Here is a 15,446-nt window from a genome sequence, read left to right as displayed (position 1 = left end):
ATGATAACCCAAGAACGACGTTTTTTATATCAACCGAATCCGATCAGCAGTGTCATTAATTGGAGCTGGACCTTCATGGTGCTCTTCATGGGCGCCATTTTCTGGCTAGAAGTGACCCATTTTAATTGGTATACCCTAGGATTCTTTATTGCTTTTGCGGTCCTGTGTTGGGCCGAGATTCACTTTAGAAATATCACCATGGCAAACGGTGTCTTGATGGTTAGTACCGTGTTGAACCACCGGCACTTGGTCATTCCGTTACACCAAGTTAGCAGCGTTCAGGTGTCCCGGTATCGATTGGGAATTGTGGCGCAAGGAAAGATTTATCAATTTTTACTGCCACGAAATTCCGTTATTGAATTGGCCGGATTAATTCAAACAGCCATGGCAGCGAATGAACGTCAGGAGGAAACAGTTTGAAAGATATTGAAATTTCGCAAGCAACAGCCCTAGAGCCCATCGAAAAGATTGCGGCTAAGGTTGGATTGACAGCCGATCAGATTGAACCTTATGGGCACACCAAGGCGAAGATTAATCTGCCATTAGCTAGTCCGCGACCGCAAGGCAAACTGGTACTCGTGACCTCTATCAATCCGACCCCAGCTGGTGAAGGCAAGTCCACTGTTGTGGTCGGCTTAGGGGATGCGCTAAACCGGGCAGGTCATCAAACAGTCTTGGCGTTAAGAGAACCCTCTTTAGGCCCGGTAATGGGACTTAAGGGTGGTGCGACTGGCGGCGGGTACGCCCAAGTGGTTCCTATGGAAGACATTAACCTCCATTTTACTGGAGACATGCATGCTTTGACGGAAGCCCACGATACTTTGGCGGCATTAATTGATAATCACATTCAGCAGGGCAATGCCTTACGCCTAGATCCACGCCAAATTGTTTGGAAACGGGTCTTAGATATCAATGATCGGGCGTTACGGCAAACGGTGATTGGATTGGGTGGTCGGACATCGGGGGTTCCCCGGCAAGATGGGTTCAACATTACAGTTGCCAGTGAACTAATGGCCGTTTTATGTTTGAGTGAGGATTTAAGTGATTTGAAACGCCGCGTTAATCGTATCTTGATTGGTTACAATATGGATAAGGAACCCGTCACTGTCGGGGATTTACAAGTTGGCGGTGCTATTACCCTGTTATTAAAGGATGCCATCAAACCCAACTTGGTTCAGACGTTGGAACATAATCCGGCGATCATTCACGGTGGCCCCTTTGCCAATATCGCGCACGGATGTAACTCAGTGCTCGCCACGCAAACAGCGCTGCAACTAGGTGAGTATACGGTGACGGAGGCCGGATTTGGGGCCGATCTGGGCGGTGAAAAGTTTATGGACATCAAGACACCAGTCTTAGGGAAGACACCTGACGCCGTCGTTATTGTGGCGACAATTCGGGCACTTAAGTATAACGGTGGTGTCAAACGGGCCGATCTAGAAACCGAGAATGTGGCGGCTTTACAACAAGGCAGTGCCAACTTAAAGCGGCACATCCACAGTATGCAGCAGTATGGTGTTCCCGTAGTGGTGGCGATTAATCGTTTCACGAGTGATACGGACGCCGAAGTGGCAGCCTTAGAAGCTGAAGTGGCAGCCATTGACGTTCCCGTAGCGACAACCACGGTATGGGCCGATGGGGGGGCCGGGGCGATGGACCTAGCTGATAAGGTGGTCGCAGCGACCCAACAACCGAGCCATTTTACGCGGTTGTCACCAGAGCATGCCGATCTCATGACACAGATGACGGCCATCACGCAAAAAATCTATGGTGGTGCGCAGGTTGAGCTATCAGCTAAAGCCAAACGACAACTCAAGACGTTTGCCCAATACGGTTGGGATCATTTGCCCGTCTGCATGGCCAAAACCCAGTATTCTTTGACTGATGACGCGCATCAGTTGGGGGCCCCACAGGACTTCACTATCCACGTGCGTGAATTTGCGCCGCGGCTAGGTGCCGGGTTTGTGGTCGCCCTGACCGGAAATGTTTTGACTATGCCCGGGCTTCCCAAACATCCAGCAGCTTTGGATATGGATATTGCCCCAGATGGGACCATTAGTGGATTGTTTTAAAACAATTAGTTAAATTAAAACAGTTGTCGTGTGTGACGAATTCACAGCGATGACTGTTTTTTGGCCTTTTCTGGAATTTGTGGGGGCAGGAGTGCCTAAATGCCAACTTTTCTGGTATACTTTTCGATAACGACTAATAGGAAAGGTGCTCCAGACTCTATGCTGATTGTGGATACAATCTTAATTATTTTATTGGTGGGCGTGGACCAGTTCATTAAACACGCTGTGGTGGCCAATATTGTTTTAGGTGGTGAACACCCACTTATTCCGGGCGTACTATCACTGACGCATTTGCGTAATAACGGTGCTGCTTGGAGTATTTTACAAGGACAAATGTGGTTTTTTGCGGTTATCGCCGTGGTGGCTTTGGGCATTATGGGTTACTTCTTTTGGCAGTATCGGCGAGATCAAAACCACCGATTAGAAGAACTCGGTTTGGCTTTGATGATGGCCGGAACTATTGGCAACTTCATTGACCGATTGACGCAGGGATACGTCGTTGATATGTTCCAACTGGACTTTATCAATTTCCCTATCTTTAATTTTGCCGACAGTTGTTTAACGGTCGGGGTCATTTTAATTGCGATTGGCGTTTATCTAGCTGATCGACGGGAGGCTAAATGATGGAAACAACGGAATTTCAAGTGACAACGACTGAACGTTTAGATAAGTTAGTGGCGGATGCGGTCGCAACGGTATCGCGGTCGCAGGCCAAGCTTGCTATTGAGGCCGGTCAGATCACGGTCGATGGTGCAACGGTCAAGCCAAAGGACAAACCCAAGGTTGGGGCAACGATTCGGGTCAGTCTACCAGATCCTGAACCGTTAGACTTAACACCAGAAGACATCCCATTAGAGATTGTTTATGAAGACGCTGATGTGTTGGTGGTTAATAAGCCGCAGGGGATGGTGGTGCATCCCGCGCCGGGTCATCCGAACCATACGCTGGTGAATGCCTTGCTGTATCACAGTCCTTTATCACAGATTAATGGTACCTTGCGGCCGGGGATTGTGCATCGCATTGATAAAGATACTTCGGGACTACTGATGGTTGCCAAGAACGATCACGCGCATCAGAGCTTGTCTGCGCAACTACAAGCTAAAACAAATCTGCGTGAGTATGTGGCCATCGTCCACGGTAACATTAAGGAAGAAGACGGCGTAATTCGGGCACCACTTGGGCGCTCTCCCAAGGACCGTAAAAAACAAGCAATTGTGGCGGATGGTCGACCGGCTGTGACCCATTTCCGGGTTCTAGAACGATATGGCACGTATACATTAATCGCGTGTCGGTTGGAGACCGGTCGGACTCATCAGATTCGGGTGCATATGGCGTATATTAATCACCCAGTTGCTGGGGACCCACTTTACGGACCGAAAAAAACCCTCAAGGGGGCGGGGCAATTCCTACATGCCCGTGAACTAGGATTCAAGCAACCAACCACTGGCGAAGAGTTGGTTTTCACGGCACCAGTACCCGAGAATTTTGCGAAAGCCGTTCGTCACTTACGGCAGCAAGCCGGATTACCGGTTGACAAAGCAATCTAGGTTTTTTATGCTAAACATACTAAGATAGATCAACGGGTTTGCCGGGTAATCAGGCGGGCGGGTTTCTTCACCAATGTTGCCGAAGAAACGCGCCCGTTTCTGCACAGATGCTCACACCGTGAAAGCTCAAGGAGGAAATAAAATGGTAAAGGTAGTTGTTGACGCCATGGCCATGCAACGGGCCCTGACACGGATCACGTACGAAATTATTGAACGCAATAAGGGCGTCGATGATCTGGTAATTTTAGGTATTAAGACCCGAGGCGTCTACCTAGCGCGGCGAATTGCTAGCCGCTTGCAACAACTGGAAAATGTTACCGTTCCGGTTGGTGATTTAGACATTACGCCTTATCGTGATGACATTGATCATGATGCGCAGACGGAACCAGAAGTAACAGCCGCCAATATTGACTTTTCGGTTGAAGGTAAAAAAGTCATTTTAGTAGATGATGTCTTATATACGGGACGAACGATCCGTGCGGCCATGAGTGCCATTATGGATCTCGGCCGGCCTAAGAGTATTAATCTAGCGGTACTGGTCGATCGTGGTCATCGTGAGTTGCCAATTCGGGCTGACTTTGTTGGCAAAAATATTCCCAGTTCCCAGCGCGAACGAATTAAGGTTTCGGTGAGTGAGATCGATGACCGCGATGCTGTGGAAATTCAACAAGCATAAGACTGGTAAAGGGGCCGATTTTGCATGGCAAAACGTTATTTAATTTTAGAAGACGGCTCGGCCTACGCTGGTGAAGGTTTTGGCGCTGGCGCGACAACGAGTGGAGAAGTCATCTCCAATTTAAATCTATTAGGCTATCAAGAAACCATCACGGACCAAATCTATCATAATCAGATTATTGTTTTTGCCCAGCCAGCGATTGGTAATGTGGGAATTAACCATGACAGCTATGAATCAATTTTACCGACGGCTAAGGGAATGGTGGTTCGCGATGTGACCAATATTTCGACCAATCGGTTATCACGTCTATCGCTCGATGAGTTTTTACAGCAACACAATATTCCTGGCATTAGCGGAATTGATACGCGACATTTAATTCGGAAATTGCGGCAATTGGATGGACCAATGAAGGGCAGTATTGTGGATGTCGCCGATGCCCACGCCTTTGACCAACTCAATGCGACTGTGCTGACTAACCGGCAAGTCGACCAAGTTGCCACGCCGAAGCCTTATCCGAACCCGGATACTGGGAAAAATGTCGTGGTGATTGATTTTGGCCTCAAACATGGTATTTTACGGCAGTTGTCTGAGCGCCGGTGTAATGTGACGGTTTTACCGTGGACAGCCAGTGCCCGAGATGTTTTGAATTTGGACCCGGATGGGGTCTTATTATCGACCGGACCGGGTTCACCACTGGATTTAGGCGATGCGGTGCTAGAGATGATTCGAACTGTCCAAGCAGAAATTCCACTGTTCGCTATTGGATTAGGCCATGAATTATTTGCACTAGCTAATGGCGCAGAGTTGAAGATGTTACCAGTTGAGTATCACGGCAGTGGTCATCCCATTCGGCGGATTGTGACGAACGATATTATTTATGCGACGCAAGGGCAAGGCTACGCGGTAGTCGCCAAGTCAATTGATCGTGACCGATTAATTACCACTTATGTGGATTTGATTAATGGCACCGTGCAGGGATTGCGGCACCGGGATTTCCCCGCTTTTTCCGTGCAATTCTTTGCGGATGGGGCCCCCGGCCCGCATGAAAGCCGCGACTTGTTTGATGAATTTATGGAAGCCATGACGGCACGGGAGGGATAAGCTTGCCAAGTTTAAATGACATACAAAAAGTGTTGATTATTGGCGGCGGACCAACAGAGATCGGCCATGAAACGGAACTAGATAGCGCGACCGTACAAATCATGACGGAATTTAAAAAACACGGTGTACGTACCTTAATAATCGATAATAACCCGTTTTCTGTCGCGCTTGAAGAGATTCAGCCGACCAACATGTATGTCCAGGCGGTGACGACTGAAAATGTTCGGCACATTATTGAAAAGGATCAGCCGGACGCCATTTTACCATCTTTAGGTGGTTTATTAGGTATCCAGATCGCCCAGGAACTCATTGAAGATGGTGACATTGGTCGTTTTGGGGTAACCGTGTTAGGCATGGCACCGGCGACCTTGCGGCAGATTAACAATCCGGCGGCGTTGAACGCAACGCTTAAGGAAATTCAGGAGCCCATTATCGAGGCCCAAGTGGTCAGTACAACTGATGAAGCTATGGGGATGGTTGAGGCCATTGGCTTCCCCCTAATTGTGAAACCCGTGTCGCCGCGGGTGGATACGAACCGCACCATTTGTGAAAATGTCGATGACATGCTGACGGCGTTGAATCAAGGATTCCAGCAATCCCGGTTTGATCAATGCTCATTGGAGCGAAGTGTCGTGGGCTACAAGGAAGTCGAAATGGTTGCGGTGCGGGATGTAGCGGATACAAAGATTCTGATTTGTGGTTTGGAAAATATTGATCCCATTGGGATTCACTCCGGGGATTCAATTGTGGTGACTCCGCCGCAGACGTTAAACGATCGCGAGTATCAGGATCTGCGGGATGCGACATTTCGGATTGCCACCGAGTTGGGGATTGTTGGGGTGTTACATCTTCACTTTGCCCTAAATCCGGCCAACCAGCACTTCTATGTGACGAAGATTGCCCCTTACTTTACACGCGGGGTGGCACTGGCAGCACGAACAACGGGATATCCCATTGCATTAGTTGTGGGGGCATTGTTGTTGGGCCAACGCCTAGTAGATGTTAAGCTGCCCGGTGGTTATGTTAAACAGACCGCGATCATGGAACCGATGGTGGACCATGTTGGGGTACGAATTCCGTTATGGCCGTTTCAAGAGGTGCCCGATGCTGACCAGCATTTAGACACTGTGATGAAGGCAGTCGGGTCGACCATTGGCTTGGGCCGTTCAGTCGAAGAAGCGCTATTAAAATCAGTGCGGAGTTCCCAATTTTCTCCCCGTGACGTTTTACCTAGTGTTAGTAATCTAACGGATGGTGAGATGATTCGGCAGCTGATTCATCCATTGGCTAACCGGATTTTAGTTTTGATTGAAGCTCTACGCCGGGGGTATTCACCTGCCGAGCTGAGTGAGTTGACCAAGATTGATAATTTTTACTTTGTAAAGCTCCAGCACCTGTTGTTAATTGAACAGGCAATCAAGGATCATCCCCTTGATGTTGATGTCTTACAGCGGGCCCGGTACTTCGGGTTTGGTGATGGGATGATTGCGCGTATCTGGCAAACGGATACCGCTAAGATTCGGCAATTGCTGGCGGATGCTCGCATTGCCCCAACGTATAAGATGATTGAACCGACAGCTGGTGAATTTCCGGAAAAGACTAGTGGTTTTTATAGCACCTTTGAGTATGAAAATGAGAGTCAGTCACTGGGAGAGCGGACGGCCTTAGTCTTAGGACGGGGCGGTAATCAACTAGGCCCTAACTCAGCGGCAGAGTATTTTACGACTGAAATGTTAAAGCAGTTAAAACGGGCGGGTTATCACACAATTCTGATGAATACGAATCCCAATGCGGTCGCAATTGCGCCAGAGTTCTCGGACAAGCAGTATGTGGACCCTATTCAATTGGGGGATGTGCTTAACGTGATTCACGTTGAGCACCCGGATATTGTGATTGTTCCCGGTAACCGGCATTATTTAACCCGTGAGTTGAGTAAGTTAGATATCAATCTGCACGTGTTACCCCCAGATCAAGAAACAGACCAACCTGCGCCGGAGATGGCAACGATTGGGGTGAGCCTGTTTGTTCATAATCAGCATAAGTTAGCGGTTGGGGTGATGGATATGATTGCTCCCGGAATGAATAAGGCGTTATCCCAGGTGACGGCATTTCGAATGCCGGCGGAGTTACCCCGTTCACGACGAACAAACTTAGTTGAACAGGCCAAACAAGCGGTTAGTGAACGACAGGTGACCGGGATGGTTCAGGTTCTCTTTGCCCCTAAACCGGATTCAGATAGCCACCAGCTGACCGTGGTGGGTGTGCGACCGAGCCGGCTAACTGAAATGGCGTTTCTTAGCAAAGTAACGGGTGTCAATTGGGTGCGGATGTTGACGCGACAACATATTGGAACGCTAGATGATGCGGAATTATCGGCAATCAAAGTGGACATTCACAGTAATCGAGTTGCGTTAATGAATGCGGCCTTTCCGTTCCGCCAGTTACATGTTTTGAATCGGCCCGGAACCACGGATCAAGAAGTGGGGGCAACCATCGCTTTTGGTTCAAGTGAGGCGTTAACGTTGACCAACCTTAGTGATACGGATGAGTTAGACCGAATTATTAATCGAACTATTTAGTTGTAGTTAGCAAAAAGACGACCTGTCAGTTATCTGATAGGTCGTCTTTTTGCTAGTTAATTTTAGTTGTTAGTTGCAATTAATCGGCTAGCCGAGCAACTAAATCACTTTCAGGTGTGACGTAAACGGTCTTCTGACCGGTGAAAATGACATATCCGGGCTTAGCCCCGTTAGGTTTGTGAATCCGTTTAACGGGTACGTAGTCGACGGGAACGTTACTGGAGTCACGACCCTTGGAGAAGTAGGCCGCTAATTGAGCCGCTTCTAAAATGGTCGCTTCGCTAGGATCTGCATCGTGAATAATGACGTGCGAGCCCGGCATATCCTTAACGTGTAGCCAAATATCGGTGCGCTTGGCAGAATGCAACGTCAATTGATCATTTTGCAAATTGTTTTTACCAATCGAAATCTTGGTACCATCACTGGCCGTGTAACGATCGGGCTTGCTAACTTTTTGCCGCCGTTGTTTTTTGTTTTTCTTCTGGTGATCGTGGTCGCGTAGGTAGCCGCCTTCTTGTAGTTCCAGCCGAATGTCCACGAGATCCTTGGGTGCAGCCAGTTCAATTTGGGCCATAATGTTACTGAAGTAGTCAACGTCAGCTTGGGTCTTTTCGAGCTGTTCATTAACGTAGATCACCGCATTCTTGGCTTTTTGATAGCGTTTAAAGTATTTCTGCGCATTTTGGTTAGGTGATAACTGGTTAGATAGCGTAATTTTTAATGGCCGATTGTCATCGTAAAAGTTGGGTAACGTCACGGCGGTTTCTCCGCGAACAACTTGATTCAGGTAGGTGGTAAGGATTTCACCCTTGATCCGATAATCGTCGGCGTTCTCAGTTTCCGCTAAAGTTCGTTGAAGCTTTTTGAGCTTTGTGCGATTCTTCTTGAGCTCGTTACGAACCACCCGAATTAGGACGCTACCTTGCTGTTGAACACGATCTCGCTCAGCCTTGTCTTCGTAGTAGTGATCGAGTAGCACACTGAGGGTCGGATGTGATTCGGTAGTCCCAGACGTTGGGTATGGGAAGGCAGTAAAGTTGGTCTTATTGTTAACGGTCACGGTCAGCGTTGGCTGCGGGGCGTTAAACCGTTCAAAGAAGGCTTGGAAATGCTTTTGGGCATCGCCACTTGCATGCAGAGCGGTTGCCAGTGCTGCGGCCGTGTCCTTGCCCAGTCCCTGGTATTGATGTTGTAGTGTTTGGGCCAGAACTTCCTGGTTAGGAAACTCGCGAATAGTTGCGGCTAAATCAGTGCGCGGACCTTGGAACGGATCATCCAAATCTTGCTTAGGTGGCATGATATACTGGGCCCCGGGTAACAGTAGGCGATAACGGTTTTGATCGGAGCCTACGTGCTTGATGGCGTCCAGAATTTTCATCGAGGCACTGTCTACTAAAATAACATTACTGTGTCGCGCCATAATTTCAATGATCAATAACAGTTCTTGTTGGTCACCTAACTCGTTTCGTGAAGTAAAGTGTAAGTGGACCACGCGGTCATTAGCCACTTGGGTAATTTCTTTTAGGATGGCCCCTTGAAGATACTTACGTAAAATCATGGTGAAGTTCGTCGGGGTCGGTGGGTTAATGTAAGGAATTTGGGTACTCTGAATGCGGGCATACGTCGGATTAGCTGATAACAAGATCGGGTAATTGTGGCCATTCGCACGAACAGTTAGGACCACTTCGTTAGCATAGGGCTGATTGATTTTGCTAACCCGCCCGGTGGCAATGGTCTGATTGAGTTCGTGGACCATCGCATGGGTAAAAGAACCATCAAAGGACATACGTGAACAACACCTTTCTAAGCAGAAATTTATGTTTAATCGATTAAAAAAACAATACAAAGTAAAGTATACCGGCCTAGCAAGCGAAGTGCAAAGAAGAATACTTATTCGGCAAAATTAAGCCACGATAGTTAGCCAGATTGGCCCTTGTGGTTAGCAGGCGAATCGTTGTAAAATACAATTAAAGGAGTGAGGGTCTAATGAAATCCAGTCTTGAAGCGTTAATTGCGATTAATAAGGTACAACAAACCTTACTCCAGCGAATGACGAAACGTTATCAGCTGACAGTATCCGAGTGGCAACTACTCGACCACATTGGGGGCGGCGAAAATACACAGGAAATTCTAGCCCAACAAACGCGGCTTGATACGTCAACGCTGAGTCGACAACTGAAAGGCTTAGTGGCTAAGGAGATGGTCACTAAGGAAGCCATTGGTCGTGATAAACGGCAACTGATTTACACCATTACAGAACAGGGAACTCAGACAGCCGCGGCCATTAATACGGCATTCGAGGACTTGTCAGACCAGATTTTTGAGCACTGGTCAACTGACGAACGTAACTTATTACAGATTCTTTTAAACCGGTTAGATAAGAGCTTGGACCGGCGACGGGGGTTGCAGAATTAACGAATAGGAGTGACATATTATTCAACAGCGATTAGTCATTATTTCATTAGACGCGCTGGGGAGTCGTGACTTAGACGACCATCTAGCAGAATTACCTAATTTACGGCGATTAGTCGTCACGGGCACACGGGTTAAGCAGGTTCAAGGAATTTATCCCACGTTAACTTACCCATCGCACACGACGATTATCACCGGGCAATATCCCAAGGATCATGGGATCGTTAATAATACCAAACGCCAGCCGCAACGCCAGTCTCCAGATTGGTATTGGTATCAACGGGATGTTCAAGTCCCAACCCTGTATGACTTAGTGCGACGGCAGCACCGAAAAACGGCAGCCTTTTTATGGCCGGTGACGGCGGGTAGTAAGATTACGTATAATCTAGCGGAAATTTTCCCCAATCGAATTTGGACGAACCAAGTCTTGGTTTCTTTGAAGGCTAGTAGTCCCGCTTTTTTGTTACGAATGAATCAAAAATATGGTCACTTACGGCGGGGAATTCAACAACCCGAGTTAGATGACTTTATCACGGCTTGTGCGGTGGATACGTTAAAGCATAAAAAGCCCTGGTTAACGTTGATTCACCTGGTTGACATGGATAGTATGCGTCATCGGTATGGGGTACGCTCTGATGAGGCATTAGCTGCATTACACCGATTGGATCAGCGCGTGGGCCGATTAATCGATGCAACGATTGAGGCAGGCACCTTTGCCCAAACCAACTTTGCTATCTTGGGGGACCACTATCAAATCAACGTGGATCATATGATTCACTTGAATCAGGCCTTTGCCAAACGGGGATGGTTAACCCCAACTACCGCCGGGACAGTGAAAAATGATTGGCACGTTTGGGCTAAGTCCTGTGATGGGAGTACTTATGTTTACACCCGCAATTTTGCTGATCTGAAGACACTTCGGACCCTGTTGGAACAAACTCCTGGTGTTGAACGGGTGAGTGACCAGCAGACGGCCCAAGCGCGCGGCGCTGACCCAACTTGCCGATTTATGGTTGAGGCTCAGGCTGGGTATTACTTCACGGATGAGACTAATCGTGCTGAGGTGGTTGAAGCAGTTGATCCCGATAGTCTGGGACAACCCGATCGGTATCATGGTGTTCATGGTTATGATCCTTTAAAACCCGATTATTTTACGACACTAGTCTTAAATGGGCCTAGTGTTAAGGAAAATCAAACGATTGAACGAGCTGACTTAATTGATGAAGCGCCAACGTTTGCTGCGTTGCTGGGCGTTAAGTTCCCCAATGCATTACCGGGTCATACCTTACTGGATGCCCTTAAGGGGGCGTCACATGAAGCTGACTAAGGAACAGTGGAGCTGGGTCTTTTATGATTGGGCCAACTCTGGCTACGGGATTATCGTGACGACCGCGGTGTTGCCCATTTACTTTAAGGGCATTGCGGCGGCTAACGGGGTCAGTGCGGCGAATGCCACTGCCTACTGGGGGTATGCCAATAGTCTGGGAACGTTACTTGTCGCCTTGCTGGCACCATTTTTAGGGGCGCTCGCCGACTACCAAGGTTATAAGAAGCGGTTGTTAACCAGTTTTTCCATCTTGGGGATGGTGATGACGCTGGGGCTAGCTGTCTTACCGACAACCCAATGGCAGTGGCTACTGGTGGTCTATATTATCTCTGTACTGGGTTATTCTGGCGGGAATCTTTTTTACGATAGTTTTTTGACGGATGTCAGTGATAACCGGTCAATGGATCGAATTTCTAGTATCGGATATGGTTTTGGCTATCTAGGGGGCGTGATTGCCTTCATGTTGTTCATGGTTTTACAGTTAACTCATGGATTCGGTCAATTATCTAGTACCGCCGTTGCCCGTTGGGGATTTGTCTTAGCGGCGCTGTGGTGGGTAATTTTCTTCTTACCACTGCCGTTAAACGTCCACCAGCGGCATTCGCTCAGTGTGACGCAGGCCCCCTTGAAACAAAGCTGGCATCGGGTCTGGCAAACTATTCGGCACTTACGGCAGTATCAACATCTGGCATGGTTTCTGATTGCCTATTTCTGCTACATTGATGGGGTTGATACCATCTTTACGATGGCAACCTCAATCGGGCTAGACATCGGCATTGATAGCACGACGTTAATTATGGTTTTACTGGTTGTTCAACTAGTGGCCTTTCCTTGTTCCATCTTTTACGGCTGGTTAGCTGGCAAAACTAGCACCCGGACCGGAATTTTAATGGCAATTATGGTCTATTTGATTATCTGTGTGGATGCGTTACGGTTACAAACCACAACTGACTTTTGGGTGTTAGCGATTCTAGTTGGTACGAGTCAGGGCGGCATTCAGGCATTATCACGGTCGTATTTCGGTCGAATTGTTCCCAAGAATCGGGCCAGTGAATTCTTTGGTTTTTACAATATTTTAGGGAAGTTTTCGGCGGTCTTAGGCCCCGTGTTAGTCGGTGTTGTCACCCAATTGACCGGTCAATCACGAATTGGGGCGGCTTCGCTGGCAATTCTGTTCATCCTGGGATTAGTGATCTTTTGGTCGATTCCCCGGCAAGCCATAGACAATGCCTAGTGGTTCGACGCGTTTTATGTTATTCTAGATAAACGAATGAAAGACAAAGTAGGTGTAAGAATGAAGATTGCTGTGGTCACCGATAGTACTTGCTATTTGTCCGCAGAAGAGGTCGAACGGTATCACATTCACGTGGTACCCATCCCGGTGATCATTGATGGTCGCTCTTACGATGAAGATGTTGATATTACGACCAGTGAATTCTACGATCGATTACGAAATTCAAAATCATTTCCAAGTACGTCCCAACCCCCGTTGGGTGAAATGATTAATCTCTATGACCAATTGGCTGATGAGGGCTACGATGCCGTGATTAGTATTCACTTAGCTAGCACGATTTCTGGCTTTGTGAACCAACTCAAGACGTTAGCCCCCACGATTGATAATATTCGCGTGATTCCGTATGACTCTCAAATTACGGTGAAGTTAATGGGGTATTTGGCGATTGAAGCCGCTAAGATGGCCGCTGATGGTGCGGAACCCGAAGCCATTATTGCTCGGATGGATGATTTACGTTCAACCATCGGAGAGTATTTTGTGGTGGATGATCTGCAAAACTTGGTGCGTGGCGGCCGATTATCCAATGCCTCGGCCTTTATCGGTAGTGTTTTACGGATTAAGCCCTTATTGACGTTTGACGATGATACGCATGAAATCGTTGCGTTTGAGAAGGTGCGGTCACGGAAGAAAGCATTAGCCCGGGTGGAAGACCTATTTGTTCAAGCCCAATCACAAGTTGACTATCCATTGCGTGCGTTGGTGATTAATGCCAATGACCCCGAGGCCGGTCAAACGTGGGCTGACAAGATTGCTACGCAGTATCCCGAGATTCCCGTAGAACAGTCCTATTTTGGACCGGTCATTGGGGCTCATTTAGGTGAAAAAGCGTTGGCTCTGGCGTGGATGAAGGACTTTGAACGGGCATAGGTTGTGCATGAAGTTGCTCAGTGTGGTATGCTATTAGCTGTAATTAAATTTACGGAGTAGGAAATAAAGCGTCAAGTGCCGGTGGAACGCAATGTGAACACCGGACGAAGGGCAATTGGCCCGCGATTTTATTTCCGCATTGGCCGCAGGAATGTGGCAACTCCCTTAGGAGATGTCTAAATTGAAGACAATGGCAAAAACCCAGCTACCCAAGCTGGACACGTTGAGTATGGTGACGATGGGGGTATTGATGGCTTTGCAACTGGTCATCAGTCGCTTCTCAGTTGGTAATAATTTCATCAAGGTTAGTTTTACCTTTTTGATCGTTGCTTTGATTGCGAAATGGTTCGGTCCCTGGTGGGGGATGCTGACTGCTGCGGTGGTCGACGTGATTGGCACGTTGATGACCGGGGGACCATTCTTTATCGGGTTCACGGTGTCCGCAGTGCTCGGATCTCTGATTTACGCCGTGTTCTTGTATCGACAACCAGTTAGTTGGTGGCGGGTGATTGGGGCGTCTGTCTTGATTGCCTTGCTGGTGAATACATTGTTGAATACGCTATGGGTGACCATCATGTACCAGACCCCATTTTGGAGCTTATTGCCAGTTCGAGCATTGAAGGAACTGATCGTCACACCGGTACAGATTGTGCTGGTTTATCTGTTGCTAAAGAGTCAAGTGATCCAGATGATTCAAGCCCGTTTGAATAAATAACTTAGTGACACCGTTTTGGTTTTTACCGGAACGGTGTTTTTAAATGGGTATTGACAGATTGAGGAGATTAAATTAATTACTTTAACTTATACAAATAAAATAACCACCTCGCCACAACACACCAAAAACTGGCAACTAAGTCCCACGTCCAGTTAATTAGGGAAGGCTCATAACCTTTAACTTTTTCTATCAAACACGCAGTGCTGCTTGCATTGCCTGCTTAATTTCGCTATAACGTAATTATAAGTCTAGTTTCAGGGAGGATAAACATGCACCAGATAAGCCAATTATACGCAAAATACAAAGATATTTTGGCGTATCTTATATTCGGGGGTCTGACAACGGTAGTTAACCTCGTGGTCTTCTACGTCACCGTCACGCTATGGGGGTGGAATTATCAAATTGGGAATGTATGGGCGTGGTTCTTATCTGTGCTCTTTGCGTATTTAACCAATCGGGTCTGGGTTTTTCATTCCCATTTCACCACCATTAAGATGCTGGTTAAGGAAGCCGTTGCCTTTTTTGCAGCGCGCGGCGTTACCTTAATTATGGATATGGGTATCATGTGGATCGGGGTCTCACTCTTACAACAAAATGAAATGCTAACCAAGTTGGTTGACCAAATCGTCGTGGTATTAGCTAACTATTTCTTTAGCAAGTGGTTTGTCTTTCACAAAAGTAAGGCAGCCTCGTCGGTTGACGACTAAAAGCTGGACAATATGTCCAGCTCTTTTTAGTTGGTACGATATCAAAGTTCGTTTTCGGATTACTCGTGCCTTTTTAGAAGTAGTCTGATGAATACCGATAAGGGGAGTTTGGAATCCCTGTAATTTTTATAGACACCGCCAAGATTTTG

General features: G+C 47.6%; 14 protein-coding genes and 1 riboswitch. Of the genes, 13 read left to right on the top strand and 1 reads right to left on the bottom strand.

Going from position 1 to position 15,446, the window contains the following annotated elements; all coding sequences use genetic code 11:
• The 7 genes from ACP4IT_RS00240 to ACP4IT_RS00210 all read left to right on the top strand — a co-directional run bounded on the left by ACP4IT_RS00240 (position 1) and on the right by ACP4IT_RS00210 (position 7,975).
• A complete protein-coding gene (locus ACP4IT_RS00240) occupies positions 1-420 on the top strand; it encodes an EbsA family protein (RefSeq protein ID WP_024855016.1) in 420 nt (139 codons plus the stop codon).
• Positions 417-2,072, top strand: coding sequence for a formate--tetrahydrofolate ligase (locus ACP4IT_RS00235; RefSeq protein WP_011667763.1), 1,656 nt, complete (start codon positions 417-419; stop codon positions 2,070-2,072). The genes ACP4IT_RS00240 and ACP4IT_RS00235 overlap by 4 nt, the downstream gene beginning before the upstream one ends.
• A 159-nt stretch (positions 2,073-2,231) precedes the next feature.
• A complete protein-coding gene (lspA, locus tag ACP4IT_RS00230; RefSeq protein ID WP_011667762.1) occupies positions 2,232-2,696 on the top strand; it encodes a signal peptidase II in 465 nt (154 codons plus the stop codon).
• A complete protein-coding gene (locus ACP4IT_RS00225) occupies positions 2,696-3,619 on the top strand; it encodes an RluA family pseudouridine synthase (RefSeq protein WP_011667761.1) in 924 nt (307 codons plus the stop codon). Before lspA ends, ACP4IT_RS00225 begins: the two co-directional genes overlap by 1 nt.
• Positions 3,620-3,761: 142 nt before the next feature.
• Positions 3,762-4,295 carry a bifunctional pyr operon transcriptional regulator/uracil phosphoribosyltransferase PyrR gene (pyrR, locus tag ACP4IT_RS00220; RefSeq protein ID WP_011667760.1) on the top strand — a complete coding sequence of 178 codons (534 nt, stop codon included), beginning with the start codon at positions 3,762-3,764 and terminating at the stop codon, positions 4,293-4,295.
• A 24-nt stretch (positions 4,296-4,319) separates the two neighbouring features.
• The gene (locus tag ACP4IT_RS00215) at positions 4,320-5,396 is read left to right on the top strand and encodes a carbamoyl phosphate synthase small subunit (protein ID WP_011667759.1); all 1,077 of its coding nucleotides are present in this window, start codon (positions 4,320-4,322) and stop codon (positions 5,394-5,396) included.
• A 2-nt stretch (positions 5,397-5,398) separates the two neighbouring features.
• Positions 5,399-7,975 carry a carbamoyl phosphate synthase gene (locus ACP4IT_RS00210; protein WP_011667758.1) on the top strand — a complete coding sequence of 859 codons (2,577 nt, stop codon included), beginning with the start codon at positions 5,399-5,401 and terminating at the stop codon, positions 7,973-7,975.
• Between the two features lie 79 nt (positions 7,976-8,054).
• Here the strand turns inward: ACP4IT_RS00210 and ACP4IT_RS00205 are convergent, their stop codons facing one another.
• On the bottom strand, positions 8,055-9,761 hold the full coding sequence (locus tag ACP4IT_RS00205) for an NFACT RNA binding domain-containing protein (protein WP_011667757.1): 1,707 nt from the start codon (positions 9,759-9,761) through the stop codon (positions 8,055-8,057).
• Between the two features lie 200 nt (positions 9,762-9,961).
• Here ACP4IT_RS00205 and ACP4IT_RS00200 point away from each other — a divergent pair, with 200 nt between their 5' ends.
• The 6 genes from ACP4IT_RS00200 to ACP4IT_RS00175 all read left to right on the top strand — a co-directional run bounded on the left by ACP4IT_RS00200 (position 9,962) and on the right by ACP4IT_RS00175 (position 15,297).
• A complete protein-coding gene (locus tag ACP4IT_RS00200) occupies positions 9,962-10,390 on the top strand; it encodes a MarR family winged helix-turn-helix transcriptional regulator (protein WP_011667756.1) in 429 nt (142 codons plus the stop codon).
• Positions 10,391-10,406: 16 nt separating this feature from the next.
• Positions 10,407-11,714, top strand: a complete 1,308-nt coding sequence (locus tag ACP4IT_RS00195; RefSeq protein WP_041815332.1) for an alkaline phosphatase family protein — start codon at positions 10,407-10,409, stop codon at positions 11,712-11,714.
• Complete coding sequence (locus ACP4IT_RS00190; protein WP_011667754.1) at positions 11,701-12,948, top strand: MFS transporter; 1,248 nt, start codon at positions 11,701-11,703, stop codon at positions 12,946-12,948. The genes ACP4IT_RS00195 and ACP4IT_RS00190 overlap by 14 nt, the downstream gene beginning before the upstream one ends.
• 60 nt (positions 12,949-13,008) lie before the next feature.
• The gene (locus ACP4IT_RS00185; protein WP_011667753.1) at positions 13,009-13,875 is read left to right on the top strand and encodes a DegV family protein; all 867 of its coding nucleotides are present in this window, start codon (positions 13,009-13,011) and stop codon (positions 13,873-13,875) included.
• A gap of 50 nt (positions 13,876-13,925) precedes the next feature.
• Positions 13,926-14,023, top strand: a riboswitch (THF riboswitch).
• A 24-nt stretch (positions 14,024-14,047) separates the two neighbouring features.
• On the top strand, positions 14,048-14,590 hold the full coding sequence (locus tag ACP4IT_RS00180; protein WP_015473742.1) for a folate family ECF transporter S component: 543 nt from the start codon (positions 14,048-14,050) through the stop codon (positions 14,588-14,590).
• Positions 14,591-14,859: 269 nt separating this feature from the next.
• Positions 14,860-15,297 carry a GtrA family protein gene (locus ACP4IT_RS00175; protein WP_011667751.1) on the top strand — a complete coding sequence of 146 codons (438 nt, stop codon included), beginning with the start codon at positions 14,860-14,862 and terminating at the stop codon, positions 15,295-15,297.
• Positions 15,298-15,446 lie beyond the last annotated feature (149 nt).

This window comes from Levilactobacillus sp. LN180102 (assembly GCF_050106635.1).
Classification (GTDB): Bacteria; Bacillota; Bacilli; order Lactobacillales; family Lactobacillaceae; genus Levilactobacillus; species Levilactobacillus brevis.
The sequence above is the reverse complement of the archived record's forward strand: the minus strand, read 5'-3'. Positions and strand labels throughout refer to the sequence as shown.